Raw genomic sequence first — 26217 nt, forward strand, 5'->3', positions numbered from 1 at the left:
AACAGGCTTATCTCCCCCAAGAGTCCACATCGACGGGGAGGTTTGGCACCTCGATGTCGGCTCATCGCATCCTGGGGCTGTAGTCGGTCCCAAGGGTTGGGCTGTTCGCCCATTAAAGCGGTACGCGAGCTGGGTTCAGAACGTCGTGAGACAGTTCGGTCCCTATCCGTCGTGGGCGTAGGAAATTTGAGAGGAGCTGTCCTTAGTACGAGAGGACCGGGATGGACACACCGCTGGTGTACCAGTTGTTCTGCCAAGGGCATCGCTGGGTAGCTATGTGTGGAAGGGATAAGTGCTGAAAGCATCTAAGCATGAAGCCCCCCTCAAGATGAGATTTCCCATAGCACAAGCTAGTAAGAACCCTGAAAGATGATCAGGTTGATAGGTCAGAGGTGGAAGCGCGGTGACGTGTGGAGCTGACTGATACTAATCGTTCGAGGACTTAACCAAACATGAAAGGCGAAAGCGACTGTACAACCTCGACAAACACTGGAGGCTCCGACGAAGAAGCGAGATCTTTCTTCTGAAGGAGGAGGTGATGTGGTCTAGAGGTTAGGAGCTGTAGCTGGACACTATCTTAGTTGAATGTCTAACGTTATCTAGTTTTGAGAGAACGAATAATTCTCTTGAAAAAACTAGAAAATATATTATAATAGTAGTTGTCTTCAAAAAAAGTCTGGTGACTATGGCAAAGAGGTCACACCCGTTCCCATGCCGAACACGGAAGTTAAGCTCTTTTGCGCCGATGGTAGTTGGGGGTTTCCCCCTGTGAGAGTAGGACGTCGCCAGGCTTGTAACATTCCACAGTAGCTCAGTGGTAGAGCTATCGGCTGTTAACCGATCGGTCGCAGGTTCGAGTCCTGCCTGTGGAGCCATTTGGAGAGCTGTCCGAGTGGTCGAAGGAGCACGATTGGAAATCGTGTAGGCGGTTACCACTGTCTCAAGGGTTCGAATCCCTTGCTCTCCGCCACTTTAAATATAATAGATTAGAATAGTATCAAAAAGGCCCATTGGTCAAGCGGTTAAGACACCGCCCTTTCACGGCGGTAACACGGGTTCGAATCCCGTATGGGTCACCATTTAAACGGAAGGCATACTTAATGCGCGACTTCCTGTCGCAACACAAGCATTTTCGCATTCTGTGCTACTCGGAGGATTAGCTCAGCTGGGAGAGCACCTGCCTTACAAGCAGGGGGTCGGCGGTTCGATCCCGTCATCCTCCACCATTTTATACTAATAATATTATCGCGGGGTGGAGCAGTCTGGTAGCTCGTCGGGCTCATAACCCGAAGGTCGCAGGTTCAAATCCTGTCCCCGCAACCAAATGGTCCCGTGGTGTAGCGGTTAACATGCCTGCCTGTCACGCAGGAGATCGCCGGTTCGATCCCGGTCGGGACCGCCATTTTATTTAGTAGATCAATTGGTAGAGCATGCCCGATTAAGTATCTATTAATAATAATCAGTGTACTCAATGAGTTATTTCTTGAATTTGATATTTGAGGTGTCTACGAAGTATACTAATTAATCTTAGAGTTAAGTAATAGGAAATTAAATATTAAATGGCTCAGTAGCTCAGTTGGTAGAGCAAAGGACTGAAAATCCTTGTGTCGGCGGTTCGATTCCGTCCTGAGCCACCTTTTTAAATTCAAGAATATATTTGCCGGTGTAGCTCAGTTTGTAGAGCAATGAGCGTTACATCAATGAATATGCTACGAATTGTACACATCGAGCTGCTACTTGATTTAGCTTCCTGAGATGTGGACACATCAGAGTGTATTTCCACAAACTTTTTGTACTAATCGAGCCACATCTTGAATAGCTTTTTGAGATTAGGACTACAAGTACCAACTATTAGAATTAGTAATTATACTTTCTTAGTTTGCCGGTGTAGCTCAGTTGGTAGAGCAACTGACTTGTAATCAGTAGGTCGAGGGTTCGACTCCTTTCGCCGGCACCATCTTTCCTTATAATGTGGAGGGGTAGCGAAGTGGCTAAACGCGGCGGACTGTAAATCCGCTCCCTCCGGGTTCGGCGGTTCGAATCCGTCCCCCTCCACCATTATTTTAATAGGGGCATAGTTTAAAGGTAGAACTGAGGTCTCCAAAACCTCCAGTGTGGGTTCGATTCCTACTGCCCCTGCCAATTTTTTTGCTTATGGCGGTTGTGGCGAAGTGGTTAACGCACCTGATTGTGGTTCAGGCATTCGTGGGTTCGATTCCCATCAGTCGCCCCATAATTTTTAATTATTGAATTGGATATTGGGCTATAGCCAAGCGGTAAGGCAACGGACTTTGACTCCGTCATGCGTTGGTTCGAATCCAGCTAGCCCAGCCATTTGCGGAAGTAGTTCAGTGGTAGAACACCACCTTGCCAAGGTGGGGGTCGCGGGTTCGAATCCCGTCTTCCGCTCCAGTGGCGGCATAGCCAAGTGGTAAGGCAGAGGTCTGCAAAACCTTTATCCCCGGTTCAAATCCGGGTGTCGCCTCCAAAAAATTAAAGACCACCTTATTAACATGCCGGGGTGGCGGAACTGGCAGACGCACAGGACTTAAAATCCTGCGGTAGGTGACTACCGTACCGGTTCGATTCCGGTCCTCGGCATATTTTCAACTAGAAATACACAGTAAATATTACCATATTTTGCCGGTGTGGCGGAATTGGCAGACGCGCACGACTCAAAATCGTGTTCCTTCTGGAGTGTCGGTTCGACCCCGACCACCGGTATCATATTACAGCTAAAAACGCTGATAAATCAAGCTTTGCACTATATGTGCAGAGCTTTTTTTATTTTTATCACACACTACAGATTTACCACTAATAATGTGCGGGGGTAGTGTGCAATGGCTAAAAAAAGAAGAACTTTATTATCCGAAGACGAAATCAAAATAGCAACAAAGTCCTCATATGTAACCACAAACGAAGAAGCTTATAAATTATTTTTCGATGATTGTAAGCTTAGAAATTTACGACCCCATACTTTGAAATACTATCGTGAGCAGTTTCAAGCAATCAAAATGAATTTGGTAACCATGACAGAAAACGATATTAAAAACCTAATTTTAAATATGCAGCACTCGGGTTTAAAAGTAACGTCTATCAATTCAAGATTGCGAGCTTTACGGAGTTTCTACAACTTCCTTCATAAGAATAAACACATCAAAAGAAATCCAATGGCTAACATAAAGCTTTTGAAAGAGCGTAAACAAGCAGTTAATTCACTTTCACAAGACCAACTACAATTATTATTTTCGCTATGTGATACAAAAACTTTTGTCGGCTTAAGAGATTACACAATCTTAATGTTATTCGTTGATACTGGTATTCGGCTCAATGAATTAGCTGGTATTGAAATATCAGATGTAAAAGAAAGCTCAATATTGATACGACAAACCAAAACATATTTTGAACGATTGCTACCGATAAGCAAAAAGATGAAAGAACAACTTGATATTTATATGAAGATACGAGGAAGGGCAGATACTGAAGCGCTATTTATCAATCAAGATGGAGGAGCTTTGAAACCTAGGAGCATACAAAATCGAATTGAACATTACGCAAAACTATCAGAAATTGACGGAGTTCGTGTTTCCTGTCATACCCTAAGACACACTCATGCTAGGTTGTTTATACAAAATGGTGGGTCAGCATTTCATTTACAATCGACACTTGGTCATACATCAATGGAAATCACAAAACGATATGTAAATTTATTTGCTACAGACATTGCAGAAAGCCATAAGAAGTACACACCATTAAAGAATTTGTTTTGATAACAAATGCAAATAGGTAGTTTAGAGCCACGCTGATTTATGTTAGTATCATTTAGTTTACAAAATAAAGAACGCTCCCCACAGTTTGCAGACCCAAGGGAACGTTCACAAAATAGCAACTTCATTTTAGCATGATTGCTTGATGAAGTCCAAAGGAGACATTTACAAATGACGGAATTGAATGGAATTGTAAAAAGACGTAAGACCTCGGATTATGCACAAATCCACAACACTGCTCTACAACAGCTCGAAGATATTAGGTCAATCGGTTTAATATCACATTTAATGTCATTACCAGAAAGCTGGGTAATAAGTAAAATGCAACTTTATAGCAAGTTTGGTCGAGGTCCGATAACCAATGCAATCAAGGAGCTTGAAGCTAAAAAATATTGGGTGACAATCAAATATCGTGAAGGGAAAAAGACCTTTTATTACTACAACGTCAGTGACGTAGCTTTTGACGATACTGAGGTGTTAGCAATGATTTGGGAGGTAAAGGGTGCAGGGTTTAAAATACTCGCAATATCGCAAAGCTTTCAACATTTAGTTTCAATTGGTGAAAATCGACAGCCCAAAGGGTCTGACGAAACGCAAGACCCTTCTGAAATTGTGAGTTCTTCAATTGTTGGTTCTCAACAATTGACGGTCAACAATTCACCATCAACAGTTGAAAATCAACAGGTAATAAATAAAGAAGTTAAAAAAGAAACAAAGAAAAATAAAAAAACTAAAAACAAACATTCAAATACATATTTTGAAGAAGAAGGAAATGCAGAAAGCCAACCTAAAGGTAAATTAAAATTTCAATCCGATTTTTCAAATGATGAAATAATCGAGGCGAAAAAATTTATCGCTCCACAAATGATTGAAACATTTAATGATTTAGTTTTGTCAGATGAATTTAAAGACAGAATTATTTGTTACATGGCTATGGCTGGAATGAAATACATATCAGCTTCTGAAATCCGTAAAAAACATTTAGAGATTGAGCGTGGTAAAAAACATATTGCAGACAAAGCTTTTTATATCGTTAAAGGCGTTTTGCTTAATCGTCACAGTGCGAATGGCGACCAATTGGAGTATTCCCTTGAAAAGGCGAAGAAACAGCAACAGGAACAAAAAGCTCAACGAGAAAAGGAAATGTTACATCGTATGTTGCATGGCACAGAAGAGCGAACAGTTCCTTTCTATAATTGGCTTGAAGAGTAAATCGTGTGGATCAACTCAATACGTTCGCAAAATCATTAAGGTCATTAGATATTGCCTTGAATTTTAGGGTCGTTTGAAACGACCTTGAATAAACGCCCAGCTTTGCATTTAGTTGGGCGTACTATACGAAACTATTACAATATCAATTTACTATCAAAGCTGACACATTCAGTGCGTTTTGGTGACGAAATGGGGAGTATACAATGGGGAAGAAAATTAAATATACAATTTTAGGTTTGCTTTGTATCGTTATGGTAGGAGTCATTGGTTACGAATTTTGGAATGGCATATTTCCGTATGATGAAGAGGAAGCGAAACTTGCTGAGTTTAGAAAAGAGCGTGCTGAGAAAAGGGCGAAGTATTATGCAGAAAAAGAAAAAGAGTCCAAGGTCATTAGCAATGACCTCGAAAAAGAGTTTCCTTCCGTTATATCCGAATATGCAGTGCAAGATGCCATCCATAAAATGAGCCATCAGAAAATAAAAGCCGAGGACGGCAAGAAATGGGGCAGCCTACAAATTACCGATGAACGAATTGCAAGGCTGATTGAAGTGGTTAAACATAACCAAGGAAGATATGAAGACCCACAATTATATTTAAATATCTTGGAACGGTGGCAAGCTGGGGATTTTTCACAAGCTGATGAAGACCACAACGATATCTGGAATTTACAAGGTGGCACAGTAGGGAAAGCAACTGGAGTGTTATCGGAAAAGGAAGAAGCTGAATATGTAAAGCGTAATTTTGAAAATTAATATTCAATTTTAGTTATAAATATAAGGGTGTATATTAAATATACACCCTAGTAAATTTTTTATTTTATATCAAAAAACTGGCATTTCATCTTCACAATCATCATCTGAGTATTTTGCTAACATTTCTTTTTCCCATTTTTCAGCTTCTTCTTCTGGGTCGTTTTTAAAATATCTTGTAACACCCATATAATTTTCAAAGCCAAATCCCATATACATCATATCGTGATAAGGATAATGCTTTTTGATTTCATTTTTAAATTCTTCTGATACTCCAGAAGCTACTTTTACATATCTAGCTTCTTTTGGTATATCTATATTCTTAGGAAAAGCAACATCATCTTTATAATAAACGTCTTTGTCCGTTAAAATCTGATTTTCTGGCTTTTCCATAATAGTAAATGCTTTTGCAACGTTATCTAAAACTTTTTGTAAATCTGTCATAATAATAAATCCTCCAATTAATTTGTTTGTTGTTACAATGTCATTGTATTGTGATTGGAAAATGTGTAAGGCAGCCAATAAAATATTTTTAAATTTGTCCTAATCGTTAGCGATTAGTATAATAGTAATATATTGGCAATAGGGAGCTGAAGAAATGCAAAATATCGGAGTAGAATTTAAGTTAAGAGTTTACAGCCAACGTTGGGGGCATAGGGACAATTACAACCTAACAAAAACAGAAAATGGCTGGGCAATCACAACAAATAAATTGAGAGGTCTTGAAAGCGACAAACATGGAAGTCCTGGCATTGAAAAAGCTTTTACTTCTGAGTCGATTTCATACCCTCATGATATTGGATATTTCTTATCGGATATTTGGGACGCTTCACAAAACAGAAGTGTTGAGGAAGTTCAAGGGTATTTTGACCAATTAGCAGACTGGATTTCTAAAACGGAAGAAAGTAAGCCGAATTTCGGACCTTTACATCTATAAACGCTAAACGACCATAGTCAATCACTGGCTATGGTTTTTATTATTTGAATAGGAAAGATCATAACGAAAACAAAAACACCAGCTCGAATGAACTGGTGTCATTTTTATAAACTTTCTTTTTCAACTTCGTCTTTAGCTCTCGCCCATTTTTCCCCATGAAGATTGATGCCATTTAATTCGTACTCTTTTAAAAGTTGATATAGCTCAACGAATAAAGAATGCTCATGAACTTTGTTATTGTAGTCAAAGAATACTTGAAATTGAAAAGCTTCAGAAGTAACTGATACAAAAACATCTTCAATACCATCTACAACAGTTAATAATTTAGCAAACTCATAAGCTTCTTTTCGATTGCTCGTCCAAACAGTTTCAGCCATTAATAACACCTCCTATTATTATTGTACTCTCTCAATTACAAATTCCAAAGCTACTAGAGTAATTTTTTTCAATAAATTTATATCCGTTTAATTCAGCAATATCTCGCTCCAGTTCCTCAGTCAATTCAAACATATAGCATTGATATTTTTCATTTTCTCGATTTCTTGTAGAATATAAAAAGTTATGATTTCTTTTCACAAGCTCCACGAACAGTGATTTCTTGTAAACGACTTTAACTGGCTTAGCCATCATTCAACCTCCCAAGGACGATATTTTGCTCTTAATTCAATTAATTCTTCTTTCTTATCAAGCAAATCTTGTTTGAAAAATATCGAAATGGCTCCAGATTTCTTAAGTGGTGTAAGCTTACCCTTTTTAACCATTTGATTTAATCTAGCTCTTGATACTCCTAAAATTTCTAAAGCTTCTGATGTAGTACAACTTTCTTCAATTATAAGTTTCCTCAAATCTAAAGCTTGAACTGCGTAAATTTCCATTTTACTTCACCAACTCGTCAAGCACTTGCGCTGCTTTATAATCGTACTTTTCGATTTCATCAATTAAATAAATAGCTTCTTTTTCTTTCATCGCTTCAGCTAGAGTCTGCAAATCTTTCAATATGTAATACGGACTTTCACTATCACATAAGCCTTCCAAGAACATTAAAAATACGGCTCTGTCCTCATTGTAATGTGATATTAAAGCTGATACTGATTGTTTAACAAAATTTTTGTTCAAATCATTCACTCCCAATATATGTAAATTCATCTATTACTTTACTATAATAGCAGGACTAACTGATTTCTCAACTATAAATAAAGCTACTTTCTAGTGAGCAAAAAATGCTCAACAGATTGAGAGTAAAAAAATTTTTGATGAGCAAAAATTGCTCATTAGATAAAATCTGATGTTTAAAAATTGCTCAACAAAATGGATCTGATGAGCAAAAACTGCTCACAGTTTATATAACATTAAAATAACATATTAGATAACATGGGCGATTTTTAGCAAAATCACCCTTGCCCCTTGCTGGGGCATTATCATTTCTCCCTTTGGGAGATTTTTTTATTTGTATATAAATGAAGAAACTAAGAAATCTATAAAAATATCAAATCAAACCTTACAAATTACTTCAAATCAATATAATAGCGTTGTAACAAAAAAGGAGAAAAAAAGATAAAAAAGTTTTCATTTATCTACTTATTTTACCTTTTGGTATGCACATATATTTTGTACGCAACTAAATCAAAAAGGAGTTTTATCAATGGAAAACAAAGCAAAAAAATCTGTATTTAAACTGCCAGTAGACGTAGACAAATTTTATGAAGAAGAAGCAAAAAGAAAAGGTATCAAACCTAATGCGGTAAAAATTTCGGTGCTGGTTCAATATGCAAGAGAAAACAAACTTGAATATTAATATTCAAAAATATCAAATCAAATCTAAGGAGAATGCAATTATGAAAAAATCTGAATTTATCAAACAAGCAATGAAAATCGGTGCTACAAAAGAAGAAGCAAAATTTTTAGAAAAATATTTCGGTAAATCTGAAAACAAAGTAACGCTTGAAGATAATCGAAAGCTTGAAGAACTTTTTGAAAACAGCAATTTAACAAATGAACAATCGGAAAAATTATTAAACCTTGGTTGGCCTTATGAATTTATCAAGGAAAAGCCGTTTAAAAAGTTCTTGTTTATATGGGTAATACCATCAATATTCTATTATCCAGCAGTCCTACTTTTCAATATGGGAAAAGAAGATGATTTAGCTACTTTTGGATTACTTGTATTGTTTTTAGCAACATTCAACATAGGACGAATAATTCAAGAAATAGCGATGGACGAGCTCGAATAATCGGGCTCTATCAAATCAAGCCAGATGGAGTTGATTAATATGACTAAGGAGTAATTGCTATGAAATCAAAACAAAAACCAAAACTGAATTACATAGGCAATAAACATGAAAAGCCTATTGGCACGTTTACACAATTGCCAGATGAAATATTATTCGGTTTAGGTAAATATGAAGCACTAAAACCAAATGATGTTCGGATATATGCAATCTTGTTAAAGGAAGTTTCTTGGAGAAATAAACTAAAGCAAGTCGATGAAGCTGGTGACGCTTTTTGTTTTATGACTCAAGATCAATTAGGAGAAAAGGCAAACATAGCTTCACGAAATACTATTAAAGCTTCAATCAAGAGACTTGAAGAGTTAAGTCTTGTATATGCCTGTAATAATGGCGTAAAAAAATCGAATACCTATTTTGTCGCTTACCCAGAGAAGCAAAATGATGAAAAAGCTTTAACTGATGATAGGGAAATCGGCAAGAAACTTACTGATGAACAAAGGAAAAATCGGAAAACAAGGCGTGTTAGCAATCGTGATAGAAAAGAAGTTAATAGCTTTGTTAATGGCACAGATGATGATATGCCAGATTTTAATTAAAAATTCAAAGGAGAAATGTAATTATGGAAAAATGGTCGCAATTCACTGAAACGGAAATTAAAAATTATTTTGTATCAACTGCTGGAAGGATTAAACACGTTTGCAAGACATCTGGAGAAGAATTTATAATGACACCTACTTCAAATAAAACTGGTCGTAAAATGATAACTGTAAGAGAAACTGGCAAAAGATATTACGTTTATCGACTTGTAGCACAAGCGTTTATTCCTAACCCAGAAAATAAGCCAACAGTAAATCATATTCATGGAATAGATGCTGGTGACGATGTTGAAAATCTCGAGTGGGCTACACAAGCGGAACAGGACAAACACGCCCGAGAAACAGGTTTAAAAACAAGTGGTTTTACTCCAACTGTTGTTTTAAATACAAACAGTGAAATAATCGCACAATACGAGTCTATGACAAAAGCTTTGTCGAACTATGATGGCAAAATCACTTATTATAACAAAGATGTTCAAATCCTTGGAAACACAATTGTAATGAAGCAATCATATTACAATTCATTATATAAAGGTGAGCCGAACGAAGATTTGTTTGATGAAAACGGCGAAGTCAAAAAAGATTTATCTGCTATTGTTAATGATTGTTTTGAACGTATGTTGAGATTTGCTTATGTTGTCGATGGTCAATTGGTGGATACCGTTGTAGAAACAGCTGATATTGTTGAAAGTCCAATACCCACTGTTTACACAAAAACCAAAAATAAATTATCTGTAGATATCAACGGTCTTAATGTATCACGATTTAAAAATTTAATTGGAGTGAATGATTATGAATAAAAATTACATTCTCGATACTGCTATTGGCATTAAAGGTTTTAAGCACATAGAAGGAGTAATTGAAGCTATCAATACTAAATCAGCGTTGATGGCTTCAGAAGATAAATCAATTCAAGATGGCTTGTGGTTAATACTATTGGAGATTGAAGATGACATTACATTACAACGTGATACTTGGTATCAAACAATGCTCAATGTAAGGAACCAATATGCTCTACGCAATAGGCACAATCATACAGCACTACAAATGAATGCTATTACTCTAGCGATTGCTCATGTTAGAGATTGTATGAAACTAAAGCGATTAAGAAAACAGGTGGCTTTGGTTAAATGAGCAGAATGAAATTGTGTAGCTGTGGGAAAGTCATACCAGATACTGAAACGTGTAAATGTAAGAAGCAACGAGTACGCAACAAAGCAACTGAAGATGAAACAGATAAGCTTATGCGTACTCAACGTTGGAAGAAGTTACGAATGAGAATTATTAAGCGTGACAAGGTTGTATGCTTAAGATGTATTATCAAATATAATTACATCACTCAAGAAGATTTAACCGTTCATCATATCAAACCACGAAAGCAATATCCTGAGCTTATGTTCGATGAAAGTAACTTGATTACAGTTTGCCAAAGGTGTAATGGTCAATTAGGAACAAAGGGAGAATTAGACTTTGCTTGGGAAATTCCTAATAATCATGAGCCAGTGTTGTAATAATGCTGGCTTATTTGATTTGACCTATCCCCTATCATTGCTAAGAAAAAACAGTAGGGGAATTGCGAAGACAAGGGGACAGTCACTCACACCACAGGTACCTATTGGACTTTTTAGCGGACTTTGCTCTAGCTTACTTTTGTTTGAGAAGTGTATATAAGCAGGACAAATTTATATTGCTTTGAGCAAGATCAATTCAAATAAATTTAAAAAAGTTGAAAAAAATAGCTTACTTTATGTCGAGCAGCACACATATATTAAGAAGCTAGATACGAAACGTAACTATAAGGAGTTGATAATATGGCTTTAAATGACTCAGAAATCATAGATAGAATTGGTGTCGATGATTATTACAAACATGAACGAAAGCTTTTCGTGAAGCTTTGCAAAGAAAAAGGTTTATCACAATCTAAATCACATACTGCAATTAACATTTGGCTCAAATCAGAAAGTCAAAAGCCAGTGTCATTATCTTATGTGAAAAAATATTGGAATTAGCTTATTAGCTACAGTATAGTAATCGTCAGTTCCCCCATGTTCTCGGCGGTTACTATAGTGTAGCTAATTGCTATGCGAATTTTTTAAGTTGATTTCATAGACATTTCTCCGATGAATAGAAAACACGAGTTCGGCATAGCTCGTGTTTTCAATTTTGTTGAGGGAAAACTCAACACTGAGCTTTATCAAATATTTAATGGTAAACAAAACCTTCCACTTCTGTTTACTGCTCTTTTCGGTTCTAGTTCTTGTCAATGCTCAAAAGTCCACATTTAGAAAGCACGAATTTATCGTGCTTTCGCTAATGTTGGCTTGATTACCCAACATATTTAACAGCTTTTCTCCTGTTAGATTGAATTTTTTTAACCATTTTTCATTTATGTTAGACACCAACAACTGTTTGCCCTTTTGTTGGTGTCGATAGATGAATGAAAACATTTAAGCTCGTAACTTCGGTTACGGGCTTTTTATTTTGTATGAAAGTAGGTCGTTAAATGCCTTTATTTAATAACAAACAAAAGGACGAAATAAGAGCGTTAAATGCTAAAGTTGAAAAACTTGAAAAACGTGAATTAAAAATTGGTGGCGTATCAATACCAAGCATTAGTTCAATAAATAATGTTCCTTCAGGTTCTAACGAAGACAACGTGCTAAAAATTCCTACAGTATCAGCTTGTGTTGATTTAATCACTGGCTCAATCGCACAAATGCCTGTTTATCTTTATAAACAAAATGCAAATGGCTCGATTGAAAAAGTTGAAGATAAGCGTGTTAGTTTGCTCAATCATGAAAATGAAGCTGAAGTAATGTCAGCTATTGATTTCAAAAAGCTAATGGTTACAGATTACCTTTTACGAGGACAAGCATTTGCATATTTGGGGAAACAAACTGAAACAATTGATGTTGGTGGCTCACTTGAAGAAATTGAAGAGCTTGTTGAATTAAATCATCAACCAGCTAAAAACATTCAAGTTGAACCTTTACACGATGGCATTAAATATGTTGGTGCCAAATACACGAAAACAACAATGACTGGCAAATTGATTAAACGAACTCGAAAAACAGAGTTTAGCCAAGATCAATTGCTCCGAGTTTTAAACAATCCAATCAATGCTTTTGAAGGAGTTGGCGTTTTAAAACGGGGTAAAGATGTGTTTGAACAGGCACTTGCTGAAATGGAGTATACGAAAGCACTTTACAACAATGGTGCAATGCCTAAAGGTATTTTGAAAACTTCTGGACGATTATCACAACCAGCCATTGATAGATTAAGAGACTCTTGGTCGAGTATGTATGCTGGTGTAAAAAGTTCAGCTAAAACAATAATTCTTGAAGAAGGAATGGATTATCAAGCTCTTTCGATGAAACCAAACGAAATTCAAATTTCTGAAACGAGCAAGGAAACTGAGTCCAAAATTTGTAAGCTTTTCAACGTACCCGAAAGCATGATTTCAAGTTCAGCTAACAAATACAATTCAATTGGTCAAAATCAATTGCATTTCTTAAAGCACACATTGGCTCCAATCATTACATCATTTGAAGGTGCTTTTGATAGGCAATTGTTAACCGAACAAGAAAAACGTGAAGGATATTACTTCCGATTTGATACATCTGAATTGTTGAGAGCTACGGAAAAAGAACGAGTAGAAGCAATTGGTGAAGGACTTGCAAAAGGTATTTATACAATTAATGAAGCTCGTCAAAAGCTTGACCTCCCAGACATTGACGAAGATATGTTCATGTGGGGTCTACAAACAGTTTTATACAATCCTAAAACTGGCGAAATGAAAGTTCCTAATATGGATGGTGGTAACAAAAATGAAAATTGAATTAAGGAAAATTGATACGAAGCTTGTCGGTTCTGAAACCGATGAGCTTCTTTTTGTTTCTGGCTATGTCAACAAAACAGGCCAGTGGTCGCAAATGCTCGGTAAAACAACTCGTTTCAAGGAACGGATTGAAAAAGGTGTTTTTCAACGAGCTATTGATGAAGCAACCGATATTGCATTTTTAGCTGAACATGACCCTCAGAAAATTCTTTCATCAACGAAAGCTGGCTCTTTAACATTGCGTGAAGATGAAAACGGCTTGTATATGGAAGCTCGGATTTCTCCTACTACATGGGGGCGTGATTACCACCAGCTAATCAAAGACAAGTTGCTCGAAGGAATGTCTTTCGGAATGCGTGTTCTCAAGGATAACTGGAACAAGTTAGCTGATGGAACTTATGAGCGTTCAATTAGTCAATTGCAATTATTCGAGATTACGGCAACAAGAAATCCAGCCTATTTGCAAAGTCAAATTCAAGCAAGATCAATCGAGGTCGTTGAAGACCCAAAAATCGAAGAAAGGAATTTTGAAACTATGACTCTTAAAGAGCTTTACCAAATCAAACAATCAAAAGTCCGAGAATATAAGCAATTAATCAATACTGCTAAATCTGAAAATCGGAACTTAGATAGCGAAGAAACAGCTCAAGAAAAAATTCTTGAGATTGAAATTCGTGAGCTAAATGAAGAAATTGAAAAGCTTGAAAAAGCTAATAAACCTAAAGGAGTAACAAATACAATGAATAATTTTGAATTTGAACAAGAAAAACGAGCACTGGAACAATTCATCAAACGTGAATTTAACGGCGAAGAACTACGTGCTATAACTGTTAGCGACCCTGGTCAAACAGGTTCTGCTTTAATAATTCCTACACATTTGTCTAATTTAATCGTGGAAAAGCTTTACGAAAGAGCTCCAATTTTCTCTCGTACTCGTAATTTCACACCTGTAAATGGTTACCTTGAAATTCTTAAAGAAGGTTTCCATGGTACTGCTGCTTTTGTTGGCGAAATGGCGGAAAACGTAACACCAAGTGACTTCACTATGGCTAAAGTTAAGCTTGACCAAAAACGTGTAGTATCAGCTATTGAGCTTTCTCAACATTTAATCAATGACTCTGGTATTGATGTTGTTGATTACGCTGTTAAAATGTTAGTGAAACGTATTGGTCAAGCAATTGACACTAACGTACTTCGTGGTCAAAAAGATAATGGTCAGTTTGAAGGAATTCTTACAACTGCTATCACTGACATTGACAAAGTAGCTGCTGCATCTGGTTCAGCTATTACATTGGACGAACTTTATGATTTATACCTTTCAATGAACCCCGAATATCTTGATGGAGCAGTATGGGTTGTTTCTCGTAAAACTTTCAACATGATTGCTAAGCTTAAAGATAATGACGGTAAATATTTTTTAGTTCCTAATGTAGCTTCAACTGGAACGGTTTATAAATTGTTTGGTCAACCAGTATTAATTCAAGAAGCTATGCCCGACCATAAAGCTGGTGCAGGTCGTACTGTAGTATTCGCTAACTTTGGCGAAGGTTACGCTACAATGACCAAAAAAGGTCTTAACTTGAAGCACATCGACAACGATAGCAAGCAAGCTCTTAGAGGTTCAGCTTTATTAGTTCTTGATGGCTACATGGATGGTAAAATTCTTAATGAAGATGCTATCCGTTGTTTAAAAGCTCCAGCTGTTTAATATTTTCAAAGTTTAAGAGTCGATGAAAATCGGCTCTTTTATTTTTTTAAAAACTCAGAAAAGGAAATGATTATAAATGAAAAAACGATTAGGTGGATTTAAAAATATCCACGTTGCTCAATTACTATCTGACGGCTCATTCCAAGCTCCTGTTCCTGTAACTGGTGCTAAGTCGATTGAAGCCGAATTAACATACGAAAACGTACAATTCTACGCAGACAACGCTATTGATTACTCCGACTTCATCTTTAACGGTGGCGAAGGTACATTAACAGTATCTGGCTTAACTATGGACGAATACAAACTATTGTTTGGTTCAACTGTAGCAGATGGTGGCGTGTTAGTTAAATCTGGTGATATTGCTCCAGAGGTTGCAGTACTTTTCGAGAGAAATAAACTCGGAACAAATCATAAAGTTTTATATGCTATTTATGCTTGTAAATTCGCACCTCCAGCCATTTCAGCGCAAACGATGGAAGGCTCTGTTGAAGAGGAAACCGTAGAACTCACGTTCAGCGTTCGTGAGCTAGCTGAAGGTGAAGTATTCTATATGCTCGACACTGAAACACACGTTGGCGGAAAAGACGCTGTTTGGTTTGAAACTGTTCAAAAAGCTTAATAAAGCTTGATTAAAGACGTGATTATTCTTCACGTCTTTTTTTGTTTATTGAAAAGAACATTGATACACAAACAAAGGCGTGAAGCTTTACGCAACTAAATGAAATTATAAGGAGTTTTATATATGATTAAAACAAATGCTGAACCAGGAAATTTAACAGTAGCACAAATTTTATCCGATGTAATCACTCAGTCAAAAAACGTGTCAGTAATAGCAAACCAATTCGATTTGTTTGTTACTGAAGGAATTGCAATACGATTGTTTTCAGTTGATGATAATAAAGCACAAATTGTTGACGAAGATACTTCACTTGTACCTTCCAACATTACTTTTGCTGAAATTAGGTTTAACTCGAGGCGAGTTGGAGATGCTTTTGAAGTTTCTCAAGAATTATTAAACAATGAAGCTATTGGTTTGAAAAATCATTTGAAATCAATCATAGCCAAAAGAAACTTGAAAGTTTTCACTGCACAAGCTCTTGGGTACGGTACTCCTAGTGGTACAAACACAACATTTCAGAGCATTCTTGATTACAATGCTCAAACTGCTGGTAAAAAAATAAATGGCTTATCCATCGAAGAATTTATTGGTGGAGCTACAGTAGACAACGTAAACAAAGCCTACGGAAAATTTGTTCAAGATAATGCTGGCGAAGCGATTATTGTTGTTGACTCAGCAGACACTGCTTTAGCTCTTGTTGATGGCGATAAAAGAATGTTGAATACTGATAACAGAAATTCATTAACTGGCTCAATTGGAACAATTCATGGTATCCATGTTCATGTTCACGATATGAACGGAAAAGCTAAAATGGTGCTTATGAACCCAAAAGCTTATGCAGTTAAGATTTCAGCAGACATTGATAAAACTGGTGAAAATGCACTTAGTGGTAAATCTACAATTACAGCTTCTGTATATGCAGATGGTAAAGTTGTTGACCCTAACGCTATCAAAATTATCAAAGCGTAATAGCTGTAAAATACGCATTTTATGAGAAAAAAGTTTGTGAAACTCGTTGGTATGCTTGACGCCATTTTTCACAAACTAGGGAGTCCTTACGGGCTCCCAATTTTTTTTGTTTTCTGCCTTACAGCCAAGATCAATACAATATAATAATGTTGTAAGTCACAATTATTCGCTTGATTTTTCAATTAATTTGTTTGAGCCATCGACTTAACGGTTGATGGCTACTTTTTTGTTTATATACATCATATATCCTTCTCATATACATTCCACATAGAAATTATATCTTCAGCATTTTCAATATATCTTTTATAAATCTCTTTTATATATCATTTATCAAACATAAATTCAGCTTGGTATTCAGCGTGAGTTTTTGTGACGACACGCTTTGTTGTGCCAGCCTTTTCCATCAACTCAAATAAGCCATCTCGATTAATTAATTTTACTTTGTGTTTATTTGCTAAAGTATTAGCATTTTCAGTAAAGTAGGAATTTGTTATCACATACGCTTCATGGCAATTGTAAAAGTGCATTCCAGAAAAAACTTCTTGAATAGCGCTATTGGTAATTTTGTTGCTATACCTCTTACATTGAACAGCAATTTTCTTTCCGTTTTTATATGTTATTATATCAACGCCTTCATCACCAGAAGCTTTTGTTATTTGTGGGTTTTCATAGCCGTTCTTTTGCAGAAGATTTTTGACAAAATGCTCAAATTGTTCGCCTGTCATTTTATCAATTTCCTCCATTGAATAATTCATTTTTTCTTTTTTAATTCTGGCTTGTTCAATTCTCCATTTTGATACAATATTCGCTTCAGCTTCAACAATAGAACGAGCATTAGGTATATGTATTGATTGTTGCCTTCTAAAGCTGGATATTTCGTTTGATTTCTTTTCTAAATAATCACAGCGTCTCCAGAGAATAAATGCTAATACACCAAACAAACCCGCATTTAACAATGCTAATTCCATATTGTAATTCGCCCAAATAATCATTGAGCCGAATACAGTTACCATAAGACTTATGGCAGATGCCCAATTATATTTATATGCTCTACTCGATAAGTCTACGGTGCTTTCATTACCGAACTTTTCAACAACCTTACGTGATACTTCATTTTGCTCTTCAGATATTTGTTCCTCTAAGCATCTATAACATTTTAATTCTACTTTCTTTTTATCATTATTAAAGCTTTCATATATAACTTTTTCAAACGATTGTGTATATCCAATTAATTCGCCATGCTTTGAGCAATACATTTGTAATCTTCTATTGGCTGGAACATTTTTATTGTTTGTTTTCTTTTTATATCGGCGCTTTCGATAATACCCCATGTAATCACTCCCTTACATAATTTTACCATTGTTTATTATGTAAAATGACTTAGAATTTTACAATCTTGAAATATAATATAGGAGAAATTCTTTATGATTAACTGAAATTGAATATTAATAATCAAAAAAGGAAAATTCGTTGATTAGCTTTCCAAATCAAAAAACTCCAATACAATCTTATTGGAGGTGGAAGCTTTGAACAAAAAACAGCACCCATTATATACGACTTGGAATGGCATGATTGCTCGTTGCTACTACAAATCAAACACTCATTATAAATATTATGGAGCTAAAGGAGTTACGATTTGCGATAGGTGGCGTGAAAACTTTTGGCACTTTGTTGAAGATATTGACAATCATATGTTAAACGGACATTTGTTGTATGATGATGGCTATGTACTTGATAAAGATTTAAAAGGTGGCAATGTTTACTCTTTAGAAAATTGTATGGTCATTCCTAAAGGCATAAATAGTTAAAAAGCTCGACTAAAGCAACAAAAGTCTGTGATTGCATTTAATGAAGTTCAAGAAATTGAGTTTGTGTCACTTGCTGAAGTTAGCAAAATATTAAACATTCCTCGCTCTAGCATTATCAGTTGCATAAGGAGAAATAGCCAACATAAATCTGGTTATTATTTTAAATATTCCAGCTAAACTATTGACGATTTATTAATTATTGGCGTAAAATGTGGGGAGTAGTGCGTGATGAAATTTAGCACATTAGCCGTAATAATTGATAAATCTCACTTTTTTGATGTTGAGCCTAAGTACTCGACTCAAAATCGTGTTCCTTCTGGAGTGCCGGTTCGACCCCGGCCACCGGTATCGAAAAAGGCGGGGGAAAGCCTTTAGGAATAAGGGATCTCACATATTGTGAGGTCTCTTTTTTGCGTTCCTCGAACACGTTTGATTAGGAAAAATCGTGTGCGTAAAATCGTGTTCGTAGGGGTGATAAGTGATGAACAGAAAACGTGAAAGTGAGAAAAAGCAGGATGAAAGCAAGAGGGGAAGGAGAGATGAATTAAGTCGTGAGGAGTTAATGATTTTAGGAAATGCTGTAGAAGATGATTACACTTACGATGATTTATTGAAAATGTTCATTGATGATTGTGAGCTGAGAAATCTTCGAGAACATACGATAAAATATTATCGTAGTGAATTAAATGTTTTAGAAACCTGCTACAAAAACAAGAAGTTGATATGAAAGTTAGAGAATGGACAGGGGATACTATTAAAAGGCATGGAATTCTCTATATGAAGGAAAAGGAGTTAAAGCCAGTCACTATTAACACTCGTTTAAGGGCGGTACGAGCGTTTTCAACTTCTTGGAACAACAGCATTGTTTTTTTGAGCCAATTCAACTCAACCGTAAGTTGGCCAATTTGATTGATAAGTTCCTCCTTTTCGGTTTCATGTTCTAGTTTAAGTTTTTCTGTTTCCGAAGCTTTTTTGTCAAAGACCGCGGGCATATTGTCCAAAAACTCTGTCTGCCATCTGCTAATTAACTGGGGGCTTACACCGTACTTTGGGCAATCTCATTAACTGTACTTTCTTCCCTTAATATTTCTAAAACGATATTCGCTTTTTCTTCAGGTTTGTAAGTTCTTCGTTTTTTGTTCATACCATTATCTTTATCTTATTTTATTGTCCAATGGTACGGATACATTATAACGTGCTCCGGCATCAGCCAGGTAGCGATCGTAATATGTTCGATTAGATGCCATTTGACGCGTTCTACCACTTTTTAGTTCTCGTGATATCGTTGATTGACTTACATCTAGCTCTTGTGCCATTTCAGCTTGCGTGTAGGTGCCTTGCCTTGCCATTTCCTCAAGTCGTCCTCTGTGAATATCTGTCAGGTGTTTAAAGATTCTTTCGGTTGTGGTAAAATTAGTATTGTTCATGTAGATGCTCCTTACTTATTGGTTTGGTCACTTTTAAGTATATCGCATCTACATGATTTTTTATATTTTCTCTATGCATTTCATTTTACAACTAACCTATAAATAATGTACTTCTAAAAGCACCTTGAGTAGGAGCTAAATTAAATTACTTAACAATAATTTCGAAGATGGACATGATTTTTTTAATACTATTATAATTAACTGTAACACAACCTTCCGAAAAACATACTTAAAGGTTTGTCTGAGGAAATCGAAGTCGTGTCAACCTAAACTAAAATCAACGAAGACAAGATGTCCCATAAATCCCATATCTGATGCGGGTTTTCCGACCTCGACCGACTTCCTGACCACCCGCACGACTGTTTGTGATTTTTTTTACTTTGGTGAGAATCAGATTGAAAAAGGTAAGACTTGAATTCGTTTTACACAAATTTCACACAAAAATTTTGCTAAGGTTCTTCTTTATGGCTTTGAGATATGATTACTTATCAAAAACCGAGAACAATTTAAGATGTAAAAACATTTCTTCTTTATATACTGTAGATAAAGTCCAGATTGTGGAGTAACTTTTATATTACGTAAAAGACCTATACGGCGCAGCAAAGACAATCATTTTTATAAGATTTTGTGGAAAAAGCACCTATAATTGAATTAAAAAGGATGCCATGAAAAAGAAAAGAATGTAAACTAGAAGCTAAGATCTTTGGTCTAAAAAAGTAGGATTTAGGAGAGGAGCCGTTAGTAAAATGACTTCAAAAAAAAATGACATTATTTGCACAGTTTCCACCCTCTTTCATTCTAAAGGATACGAGAACACCAAGCTTGGTGAAATTTTAGCAGAAGCAGGGATTGGAAAGGGGCAGTTCTATCATTATTTTAAGTCGAAGCGGGATTTAGGAGAAGTGGTCATTGATCATATGATTTCTGAAATGGTAGAAGGCTTGTTTGAGAACATCCTTGACCAACCTCTCCCTCCGAAAGTGAAGCTAAAGGAAATGCTCGATAAAATTCTAATATTACAATTAGAACATGAAGGGAAGCAGGGATGTCCCATTGGTAACCTAGCGATTGAATTAAGTGAGCATGATCCAATATTTAGAGAGAAGTTGGCACGTTTTTTTGAACAGTGGGTGGAAAAAGTTCAACAGATTCTTGATGAGATGAAGCAAAATGGTGAGATCGCCCCTAAACTAAACACGTTGAAAAAAGCCCGTGCAATGATTGCCACCATTGAGGGGGGGATTTTATTAATGAAAAGTAAACAGGACGTAGAAGTGTTTCGGGATATTATCGAAATGATTCAATATGAATATCGAATATAAAGCCGACATTGAAGATTGTGTAGTCTATATGAAAAGGTAAAAAAGAAAAATGGATGACAACCAAGCATTTACGTTGACTCCGTTTTTCTTTTTTGTTAAACTCTGTTGTACCTACCTGTTGGTACAGTTTTATTTAAAAAGTTAAGAATAACTTTGGTCAGTGAAATACAACCTACAGAAGACAAATATATGGAGGTTATCAAAAGTCATGACACTAGAAAAATTTTCGACTTTATTTTCATCAACGAATATAAAATATATTCAATTAGCAAATCGTATCGGTTTAGCTCCTATGACACGTACAAGTGCGACACCGGAAGGATTAGCAACAGAAGAAATGGCTCAATATTATACAAATTTTGCAAATGGCGGTTTTAGTCTCATCCTAACAGAGGGTACTTATACAGATGATAAATATAGCCAAGGCTATTTCAATCAACCAGGAATTATCAATGAAGAACAAATTAATGCATGGAAAAAAGTAACGAAGTCTGTAAAACAACAAGGTGCTAAAATCTTCGTTCAACTCATGCATGCAGGTGCATTGTCACAAGGTAATCGCTTCACTTCTGAAACCGCTGGGCCTTCTGCTATTAAACCACAGGGTGAACAACTTGGTTTCTATGGTGGGAGTGGGGAGTTTGCTCTACCAAAAGAAATGATGGAAGCAGACATTATAGATGTCATAAAAGGATTTGTAGTTGCTGCTAAAAATGCAAGGGAAGCAGGCTTTGATGGCATCGAAGTACATGGTGCAAACGGATATATTCTTGATCATTTTTTAACGGACTATACAAATCAACGTCAGGACCAATATGGTGGCTCTCTTGAAAACCGTCTTCGCCTACCAATCGAGGTTGTGAAAGCTATTCGTGAAGCTGTAGGTGCCGATTACCCAGTAGGAATTCGTCTTTCTCAGGCGAAGGTAAACGATTCTGATCATAAATGGAAGGGTGGCGAGTCTGATGCTGAAGTCATTTTTACCAAATTAGTAGATGCAGGCGTTGACTATATCCATATAGCTGAGCCTAATGCGGCTGCACCTGCGTTTGGAGAGACTGGTCCATCTCTTACAGAGCTAGTGAAAAAATATACGAATACAGTGGCCATTGCAAATGGTGCTTTAGGTGTTCCAAATGCAGCTGAAGCACTTCTTAATGAAGGGAAAGCTGATATCGTAACAGTAGGAAAAGCTGCACTTGCAAATCAAGACTGGGCTAATAAAGTGAAGAATGGTAGGGAGTTAGAGGAATTTGACTTCCAAAAAATCCTATTACCACAAGCTTCTTTAAAAGAATTTGAAATAAAGCCGCGAAATTGAGTTTTTTGGTGAAGGCATGGCGTGCGGTACAGACGATATTTGTGAATAAGAAGGAGAATTAACAGATGAAAGCAATTGTTATTGAGGAATATGGAGATAAAAACGTTTTAATAGAGAAAAATATCAAAAGACCAAGTATCTCGGAGAACCAAGTTTTAGTGGAAGTGCATGCAACTTCTATTAATCCAATTGACTGGAAGGTTCGAGCTGGTTATTTAAAAGAAATGCTTCCTTTTGAATTTCCAATCATTTTAGGATGGGATGCAGCAGGTGTCATTGTAGAAGTAGGAAGCAATGTAACAGATTTCAAGGTAGGTGACCGTGTTTTTACTCGTCCAGCAACTACAAATCGAGGAACGTATGCAGAATACCTTTCTGTAGATTCTAATTTACTGGCAGAAATGCCAGAAGAAATGAGCTTTGAAGAAGCGGCATCTATTCCTCTAGCTGGGTTAACCGCATGGCAATGTCTTGTTGACTTTGGAAATATTCAAAAAGGGGCAAAGGTGTTAGTTCATGCTGGTGCAGGTGGGGTTGGAATATTTGCCATCCAAATCGCGAAAAGCTTTGGTGCTTATGTTGCGACAACCGCTAGTGAGAATAATATTGAATTTTTAACATCGCTTGGTGCAGATGAAGTCATTAATTATAAGGAAGATGATTTCAGTGAGATGTTAAATGGATTCGATCTTGTGTTAGACACTATGGGTGGAGACATTCAGTCAAAAAGCTATAAAGTTCTTAAAGAGAATGGAAAGCTTGTTTCTATCGTCCAACCACCTTCTGAAGAAGAGGCTGCAAGTTTTAACGCTGAAGCTGGATTCGTTTGGTTAGAGCCGAATGGCGAACAGCTACAGAAATTAGCTGACCTTTATGTAGAGGGTAAAGTGAAGCCTGTTATCGGTAAAACATTTGACTTTAGTGAACAATCTCTAAAAGAAGCACATGACCTAAGTGAATCACATCATGCACGTGGGAAAATTGTCATTCACGTAAAGAAATAAGAACTTGAAGATCAAATCACAATAGTGGTTTGGTCTTTTTTCCTTTTTAGGTTTAAATAGACAGCGTAAACCCCACCTAAAACCTTCCATGACTTAAAATCGAGTTAATTCCAAAATGAATGTATACAGAAATCTTTCTAAAATATTTTTAAATATTTATACAAATAAAAGAACGGCCCAATATGGAGGATCGAACGAAAATCGTGTTCGTCTGTTAGTAGAAGTTTTACAAGCAGTTCGTGAACAAGTTTTTAATCCAGAAAAATTTTTACATCCACATGCGAAAATAGCCTTGTTCTCATCATGGTAGAACTGGTCCATGCGCTGTTGCAATCCGAGAGTCTTTAATGATTATCTCCTTTTTGTTTTTGATCGGAGAAAAGTGTGAGTGAAAATGAATACTTTTTTTCCAGAAGAGGATTATAAGACCAAAGTGAATTCAAGTGAGATCGGTTATAGGAAAAAAACAATAACTAATATTTTAATCAGCAGTGAAAAGGTTTGTGTTATCATGTTTTTCTTTGGTTGATAAACACTAGATAAAAAAATATCGTAGGAGAGTGTAAAACAAAATGGAACAAATTCAACGGTTTGAACTCAGAAGGACCAATCAAGATAGTGACACCTATATGTTAGTGCTAAACCTCGACAACCACCTTACCGAATTTTCTTCTGAATTAGGTACGGAACCTGAGGCTAAACAGCGTATTCTTGCAACAGCAATGCAAGTCTTACGGGAGCGATATCCGAACGTAAAAGTCAATATGGTCAAAGTGATGCTTGGTGGGATGGTGGTTGCTTCGATACCATTAACTGCAAAGACATCATCTGCTCAAGCAGCAGAGCCAACGATCGCCACAACACAAGTAACACAGTCAAGTACCGTTTATTATAATGTCACTTCAGGTGATACCCTTTGGGCATTATCCAAACGATTTAATACATCTGTCGATGCGGTTAGGCAGGCTAATAGTCTAACAAGTGATGTATTGAAACTTAACCAACGTCTTATTATCCCAAAAGCCTTTCATAGGGTTGCAACAGGGGATTATTTAACCGTTCTTGCCAAAAAATATGGAGTCACAGTGGATGCAATTAAGGAAGCTAATCACATGACAAATGACGCTACACGTCTTGGACAAACACTTGTTATACCGGTTGTCATGGGGAGCGGGACAAGTGAACCAGCACCAACCATTACACCAACAACCCAAACCCAAGGCTCAACTTATACCGTGGTGTCGGGAGATAGTCTGTCTGTCATTGCGAAACGCTTTGGAGTCACAACTGAGGCATTACGAAGCGCTAATGGGCTTACCTCTGATGTCATTCGGGTAGGGCAAGTACTGACGATTCCATCAAGTAGCACAGAAACGACACCAACACCAACTACTCAAGCCCCAAGTTCCTATACGGTTGTAGCGGGAGATTCATTGTGGGGTATTGCTCAAAAATTTGGTATAACTGTTAATGCTTTAAAGAGTGCGAATAGCCTAACCAGTGACAGCCTTCAAATTGGTCAAACATTAGCCATTCCAAAGGGAGGGGAAGTATTACCAAGCACAAGTCCAGAACCAGCACCGGGTGAAATCGCAACCACTCATACAGTGATAGCAGGAGATACTCTATGGGGAATTGCAAGTCGTTATGGAACAACGGTTAATGCTCTGAAACAAGCCAATCAATTGCAGTCTGATGTTCTTCGAATTGGACAGACTCTTACCATTCAATCTGGAAGTGTAGAAACACCTACGGGTAACACAGAAACACAAACCCCTGCACTAACGGCAGAAGAAGAACGAACTACGTTTATTTACTCCGTTCGTTCTGGTGATAGTCTGTCTGTTATCGCCAATCGTTTTGAGGTAGGAGCGGATGCAATTCGTACAGCCAATCAGTTACGGACTGATACCTTACAAGTCGGGCAACTCTTAACCATTCCAAACGGACTCAACGCACCGACAGAAACAAATGCCAATACGATTACTTATACCACCCATTCGGTTGCATCGGGGGATAATATTTGGGATTTAAGTGTCCGGTACGGGATTCCGCAATCAGAATTGTTACGTGTAAATAACTTAACGACTTCGAGTATGCTTTCGATTGGTCAGAAGTTGACCATTCCTGTTCACAACATTGCGGTCAAAGATGTCGTAAGTGAGCGGCATGGAGAATATCTGGATTGGTGGACCGAAGCTCAATATGTGTTTTCGATTGGTAAAAGCGCAAAGGTCACCGATTTTGCTACGGGTAAAAGTTTCTACATCAAACGAACCATTGGGGCTAATCATGCTGATACAGAAACATTAACAACCAATGAAACGAATATCGCAAAATCCATTTGGGGAGGGTTTTCTTGGAAAACTAGAGCCGTTATTTTAGAAATAGACGGAAGAAAGGTTGCTGCTAGTATGACTTTTATGCCTCATGACAGGGAGTATATTTCAGGGAACGGAATGACAGGTCACGTAGATGTGTACTTTGGAAATAGTACCCGTCATGTAGATGGAAAGGCAGACCCAAATCATCAAGCACAGGTAGAGATAGCGGCAGGAATTCGCTAGGTAAGAAGGAACTTATCAATCAAATTGGCCAACTTACGGTTGAGTTGAATTGGCTCAAAAAAAACAACAACAGGCCTCGGATTGGAGGGTTTACAATTTAAAGTTGAGGATAAGGTCTTAACTTCTATAGTTTATTTCCTGG

Annotated in this window: 30 protein-coding genes, 16 tRNA genes and 2 rRNA genes; 40 read left to right on the forward strand and 8 right to left on the reverse strand. The window is 36.9% G+C overall.

Translation table 11 applies throughout. The annotated features are described in order from the left end of the window. From PY093_RS10975 to PY093_RS11075, 21 genes are all read left to right on the forward strand, one after another. Positions 1–450, forward strand: a 23S ribosomal RNA gene (locus PY093_RS10975); the annotation flags it as partial. A gap of 225 nt (positions 451–675) precedes the next feature. After that, positions 676–791: ribosomal RNA gene (gene rrf, locus PY093_RS10980) — 5S ribosomal RNA — on the forward strand. A gap of 9 nt (positions 792–800) precedes the next feature. Continuing rightward, a tRNA-Asn gene (locus tag PY093_RS10985) sits at positions 801–875 on the forward strand. 3 nt (positions 876–878) lie between these two features. Beyond that, positions 879–970: transfer RNA gene (locus PY093_RS10990), tRNA-Ser, on the forward strand. Positions 971–1004: 34 nt separating this feature from the next. After that, positions 1005–1079, forward strand: a tRNA-Glu gene (locus tag PY093_RS10995). A gap of 71 nt (positions 1080–1150) precedes the next feature. Then, positions 1151–1226 (forward strand) — tRNA-Val (locus PY093_RS11000). A 20-nt stretch (positions 1227–1246) separates the two neighbouring features. Beyond that, a tRNA-Met gene (locus tag PY093_RS11005) sits at positions 1247–1323 on the forward strand. Positions 1324–1326: 3 nt separating this feature from the next. Continuing rightward, positions 1327–1402 (forward strand) — tRNA-Asp (locus tag PY093_RS11010). Between the two features lie 159 nt (positions 1403–1561). Beyond that, positions 1562–1634 (forward strand) — tRNA-Phe (locus PY093_RS11015). Between the two features lie 247 nt (positions 1635–1881). Beyond that, positions 1882–1957, forward strand: a tRNA-Thr gene (locus PY093_RS11020). Between the two features lie 16 nt (positions 1958–1973). After that, positions 1974–2058: transfer RNA gene (locus PY093_RS11025), tRNA-Tyr, on the forward strand. 10 nt (positions 2059–2068) lie between these two features. Then, positions 2069–2142: transfer RNA gene (locus PY093_RS11030), tRNA-Trp, on the forward strand. Positions 2143–2157: 15 nt separating this feature from the next. Further along, a tRNA-His gene (locus PY093_RS11035) sits at positions 2158–2233 on the forward strand. Positions 2234–2259: 26 nt separating this feature from the next. Then, a tRNA-Gln gene (locus PY093_RS11040) sits at positions 2260–2334 on the forward strand. A gap of 3 nt (positions 2335–2337) precedes the next feature. Continuing rightward, a tRNA-Gly gene (locus PY093_RS11045) sits at positions 2338–2412 on the forward strand. Between the two features lie 2 nt (positions 2413–2414). Beyond that, positions 2415–2488 (forward strand) — tRNA-Cys (locus PY093_RS11050). A 27-nt stretch (positions 2489–2515) separates the two neighbouring features. After that, positions 2516–2601, forward strand: a tRNA-Leu gene (locus tag PY093_RS11055). A 41-nt stretch (positions 2602–2642) separates the two neighbouring features. Continuing rightward, positions 2643–2724, forward strand: a tRNA-Leu gene (locus PY093_RS11060). Between the two features lie 116 nt (positions 2725–2840). After that, on the forward strand, positions 2841–3770 hold the full coding sequence (locus tag PY093_RS11065) for a tyrosine-type recombinase/integrase (protein ID WP_275645941.1): 930 nt from the start codon (positions 2841–2843) through the stop codon (positions 3768–3770). Positions 3771–3938: 168 nt separating this feature from the next. Next, the gene (locus PY093_RS11070) at positions 3939–4979 is read left to right on the forward strand and encodes a hypothetical protein (protein WP_275645942.1); all 1041 of its coding nucleotides are present in this window, start codon (positions 3939–3941) and stop codon (positions 4977–4979) included. Between the two features lie 203 nt (positions 4980–5182). Further along, positions 5183–5734 carry a DUF6241 domain-containing protein gene (locus PY093_RS11075; protein WP_275645943.1) on the forward strand — a complete coding sequence of 184 codons (552 nt, stop codon included), beginning with the start codon at positions 5183–5185 and terminating at the stop codon, positions 5732–5734. Positions 5735–5803: 69 nt separating this feature from the next. Here PY093_RS11075 and PY093_RS11080 read toward each other — a convergent pair whose 3' ends face one another. Further along, positions 5804–6175 carry a hypothetical protein gene (locus PY093_RS11080; RefSeq protein ID WP_275645944.1) on the reverse strand — a complete coding sequence of 124 codons (372 nt, stop codon included), beginning with the start codon at positions 6173–6175 and terminating at the stop codon, positions 5804–5806. Between the two features lie 154 nt (positions 6176–6329). Between PY093_RS11080 and PY093_RS11085 the strand changes: the two genes are divergently transcribed. Then, a complete protein-coding gene (locus PY093_RS11085; RefSeq protein ID WP_275645945.1) occupies positions 6330–6668 on the forward strand; it encodes a hypothetical protein in 339 nt (112 codons plus the stop codon). A gap of 104 nt (positions 6669–6772) precedes the next feature. Here PY093_RS11085 and PY093_RS11090 read toward each other — a convergent pair whose 3' ends face one another. From PY093_RS11090 to PY093_RS11105, 4 genes are read right to left on the reverse strand one after another with little or no spacing between them, the layout of a single operon-like run. Continuing rightward, positions 6773–7045, reverse strand: coding sequence for a hypothetical protein (locus tag PY093_RS11090; protein WP_275645946.1), 273 nt, complete (start codon positions 7043–7045; stop codon positions 6773–6775). 31 nt (positions 7046–7076) lie between these two features. Further along, positions 7077–7295 carry a hypothetical protein gene (locus PY093_RS11095; protein WP_275645947.1) on the reverse strand — a complete coding sequence of 73 codons (219 nt, stop codon included), beginning with the start codon at positions 7293–7295 and terminating at the stop codon, positions 7077–7079. After that, positions 7295–7543: a helix-turn-helix domain-containing protein gene (locus PY093_RS11100; RefSeq protein WP_275645948.1), complete on the reverse strand. Its 249-nt coding sequence runs from the start codon at positions 7541–7543 to the stop codon at positions 7295–7297. Before PY093_RS11100 ends, PY093_RS11095 begins: the two co-directional genes overlap by 1 nt. Before the next feature lies 1 nt (position 7544). After that, positions 7545–7784 carry a hypothetical protein gene (locus tag PY093_RS11105; protein WP_275645949.1) on the reverse strand — a complete coding sequence of 80 codons (240 nt, stop codon included), beginning with the start codon at positions 7782–7784 and terminating at the stop codon, positions 7545–7547. A 526-nt stretch (positions 7785–8310) separates the two neighbouring features. Between PY093_RS11105 and PY093_RS11110 the strand changes: the two genes are divergently transcribed. The 11 genes from PY093_RS11110 to PY093_RS11160 all read left to right on the forward strand — a co-directional run bounded on the left by PY093_RS11110 (position 8311) and on the right by PY093_RS11160 (position 16626). Then, a complete protein-coding gene (locus tag PY093_RS11110; RefSeq protein WP_275645950.1) occupies positions 8311–8463 on the forward strand; it encodes a hypothetical protein in 153 nt (50 codons plus the stop codon). A 40-nt stretch (positions 8464–8503) separates the two neighbouring features. After that, the gene (locus tag PY093_RS11115; protein WP_275645951.1) at positions 8504–8899 is read left to right on the forward strand and encodes a hypothetical protein; all 396 of its coding nucleotides are present in this window, start codon (positions 8504–8506) and stop codon (positions 8897–8899) included. 59 nt (positions 8900–8958) lie between these two features. Next, on the forward strand, positions 8959–9492 hold the full coding sequence (locus PY093_RS11120; protein ID WP_275645952.1) for a helix-turn-helix domain-containing protein: 534 nt from the start codon (positions 8959–8961) through the stop codon (positions 9490–9492). A gap of 23 nt (positions 9493–9515) precedes the next feature. Beyond that, positions 9516–10292 (forward strand): NUMOD4 domain-containing protein, encoded by a 777-nt coding sequence (locus PY093_RS11125; protein WP_275645953.1) that lies wholly within the window; start codon positions 9516–9518, stop codon positions 10290–10292. Continuing rightward, complete coding sequence (locus PY093_RS11130) at positions 10285–10626, forward strand: hypothetical protein (RefSeq protein ID WP_275645954.1); 342 nt, start codon at positions 10285–10287, stop codon at positions 10624–10626. Before PY093_RS11125 ends, PY093_RS11130 begins: the two co-directional genes overlap by 8 nt. After that, positions 10623–11003: an HNH endonuclease gene (locus PY093_RS11135; RefSeq protein WP_275645955.1), complete on the forward strand. Its 381-nt coding sequence runs from the start codon at positions 10623–10625 to the stop codon at positions 11001–11003. The genes PY093_RS11130 and PY093_RS11135 overlap by 4 nt, the downstream gene beginning before the upstream one ends. Before the next feature lie 300 nt (positions 11004–11303). Further along, positions 11304–11501 carry a hypothetical protein gene (locus PY093_RS11140; protein ID WP_275645956.1) on the forward strand — a complete coding sequence of 66 codons (198 nt, stop codon included), beginning with the start codon at positions 11304–11306 and terminating at the stop codon, positions 11499–11501. Positions 11502–11995: 494 nt separating this feature from the next. Continuing rightward, positions 11996–13330 (forward strand): phage portal protein, encoded by a 1335-nt coding sequence (locus PY093_RS11145; RefSeq protein ID WP_275645957.1) that lies wholly within the window; start codon positions 11996–11998, stop codon positions 13328–13330. Continuing rightward, a complete protein-coding gene (locus PY093_RS11150) occupies positions 13320–15038 on the forward strand; it encodes a phage major capsid protein (protein ID WP_275645958.1) in 1719 nt (572 codons plus the stop codon). Before PY093_RS11145 ends, PY093_RS11150 begins: the two co-directional genes overlap by 11 nt. A gap of 76 nt (positions 15039–15114) precedes the next feature. Further along, complete coding sequence (locus tag PY093_RS11155; protein WP_275645959.1) at positions 15115–15657, forward strand: major tail protein; 543 nt, start codon at positions 15115–15117, stop codon at positions 15655–15657. A 123-nt stretch (positions 15658–15780) separates the two neighbouring features. Beyond that, positions 15781–16626 (forward strand): phage major capsid protein, encoded by an 846-nt coding sequence (locus tag PY093_RS11160; RefSeq protein WP_275645960.1) that lies wholly within the window; start codon positions 15781–15783, stop codon positions 16624–16626. A gap of 323 nt (positions 16627–16949) precedes the next feature. Here the strand turns inward: PY093_RS11160 and PY093_RS11165 are convergent, their stop codons facing one another. Continuing rightward, complete coding sequence (locus PY093_RS11165) at positions 16950–17957, reverse strand: restriction endonuclease (RefSeq protein ID WP_275645961.1); 1008 nt, start codon at positions 17955–17957, stop codon at positions 16950–16952. Positions 17958–18152: 195 nt separating this feature from the next. On the opposite strand from PY093_RS11165, the gene PY093_RS11170 reads away from it, so the two are divergent. Next, positions 18153–18434 (forward strand): hypothetical protein, encoded by a 282-nt coding sequence (locus PY093_RS11170; RefSeq protein WP_275645962.1) that lies wholly within the window; start codon positions 18153–18155, stop codon positions 18432–18434. 481 nt (positions 18435–18915) lie between these two features. Next, complete coding sequence (locus tag PY093_RS11175; protein WP_275645963.1) at positions 18916–19161, forward strand: hypothetical protein; 246 nt, start codon at positions 18916–18918, stop codon at positions 19159–19161. Between the two features lie 46 nt (positions 19162–19207). Here PY093_RS11175 and PY093_RS11180 read toward each other — a convergent pair whose 3' ends face one another. Both PY093_RS11180 and PY093_RS11185 read right to left on the reverse strand, forming a co-directional pair. Next, positions 19208–19435 (reverse strand): hypothetical protein, encoded by a 228-nt coding sequence (locus PY093_RS11180; protein ID WP_275645964.1) that lies wholly within the window; start codon positions 19433–19435, stop codon positions 19208–19210. A gap of 153 nt (positions 19436–19588) precedes the next feature. Continuing rightward, positions 19589–19861, reverse strand: coding sequence for a helix-turn-helix domain-containing protein (locus tag PY093_RS11185; protein WP_275645965.1), 273 nt, complete (start codon positions 19859–19861; stop codon positions 19589–19591). Positions 19862–20607: 746 nt separating this feature from the next. Between PY093_RS11185 and PY093_RS11190 the strand changes: the two genes are divergently transcribed. The 5 genes from PY093_RS11190 (at position 20608) to PY093_RS11210 (ending at position 26075) form a co-directional block, all read left to right on the forward strand. Continuing rightward, the gene (locus PY093_RS11190) at positions 20608–21183 is read left to right on the forward strand and encodes a TetR/AcrR family transcriptional regulator (RefSeq protein ID WP_275645966.1); all 576 of its coding nucleotides are present in this window, start codon (positions 20608–20610) and stop codon (positions 21181–21183) included. 208 nt (positions 21184–21391) lie between these two features. After that, on the forward strand, positions 21392–22504 hold the full coding sequence (locus tag PY093_RS11195) for an NADH:flavin oxidoreductase (RefSeq protein ID WP_275645967.1): 1113 nt from the start codon (positions 21392–21394) through the stop codon (positions 22502–22504). Between the two features lie 65 nt (positions 22505–22569). Then, positions 22570–23508 (forward strand): NADP-dependent oxidoreductase, encoded by a 939-nt coding sequence (locus tag PY093_RS11200; RefSeq protein ID WP_275645968.1) that lies wholly within the window; start codon positions 22570–22572, stop codon positions 23506–23508. A 115-nt stretch (positions 23509–23623) separates the two neighbouring features. After that, positions 23624–23818 (forward strand): oxidoreductase, encoded by a 195-nt coding sequence (locus PY093_RS11205; protein WP_275645969.1) that lies wholly within the window; start codon positions 23624–23626, stop codon positions 23816–23818. 262 nt (positions 23819–24080) lie between these two features. Further along, the gene (locus tag PY093_RS11210) at positions 24081–26075 is read left to right on the forward strand and encodes a LysM peptidoglycan-binding domain-containing protein (protein ID WP_275645970.1); all 1995 of its coding nucleotides are present in this window, start codon (positions 24081–24083) and stop codon (positions 26073–26075) included. The last annotated feature ends 142 nt before the right edge of the window (positions 26076–26217 follow it).

The sequence above is a fragment of the Cytobacillus sp. S13-E01 genome (genome assembly GCF_029193815.1).
Taxonomy (GTDB): Bacteria; Bacillota; Bacilli; order Bacillales; family Bacillaceae_L; genus Bacillus_BV.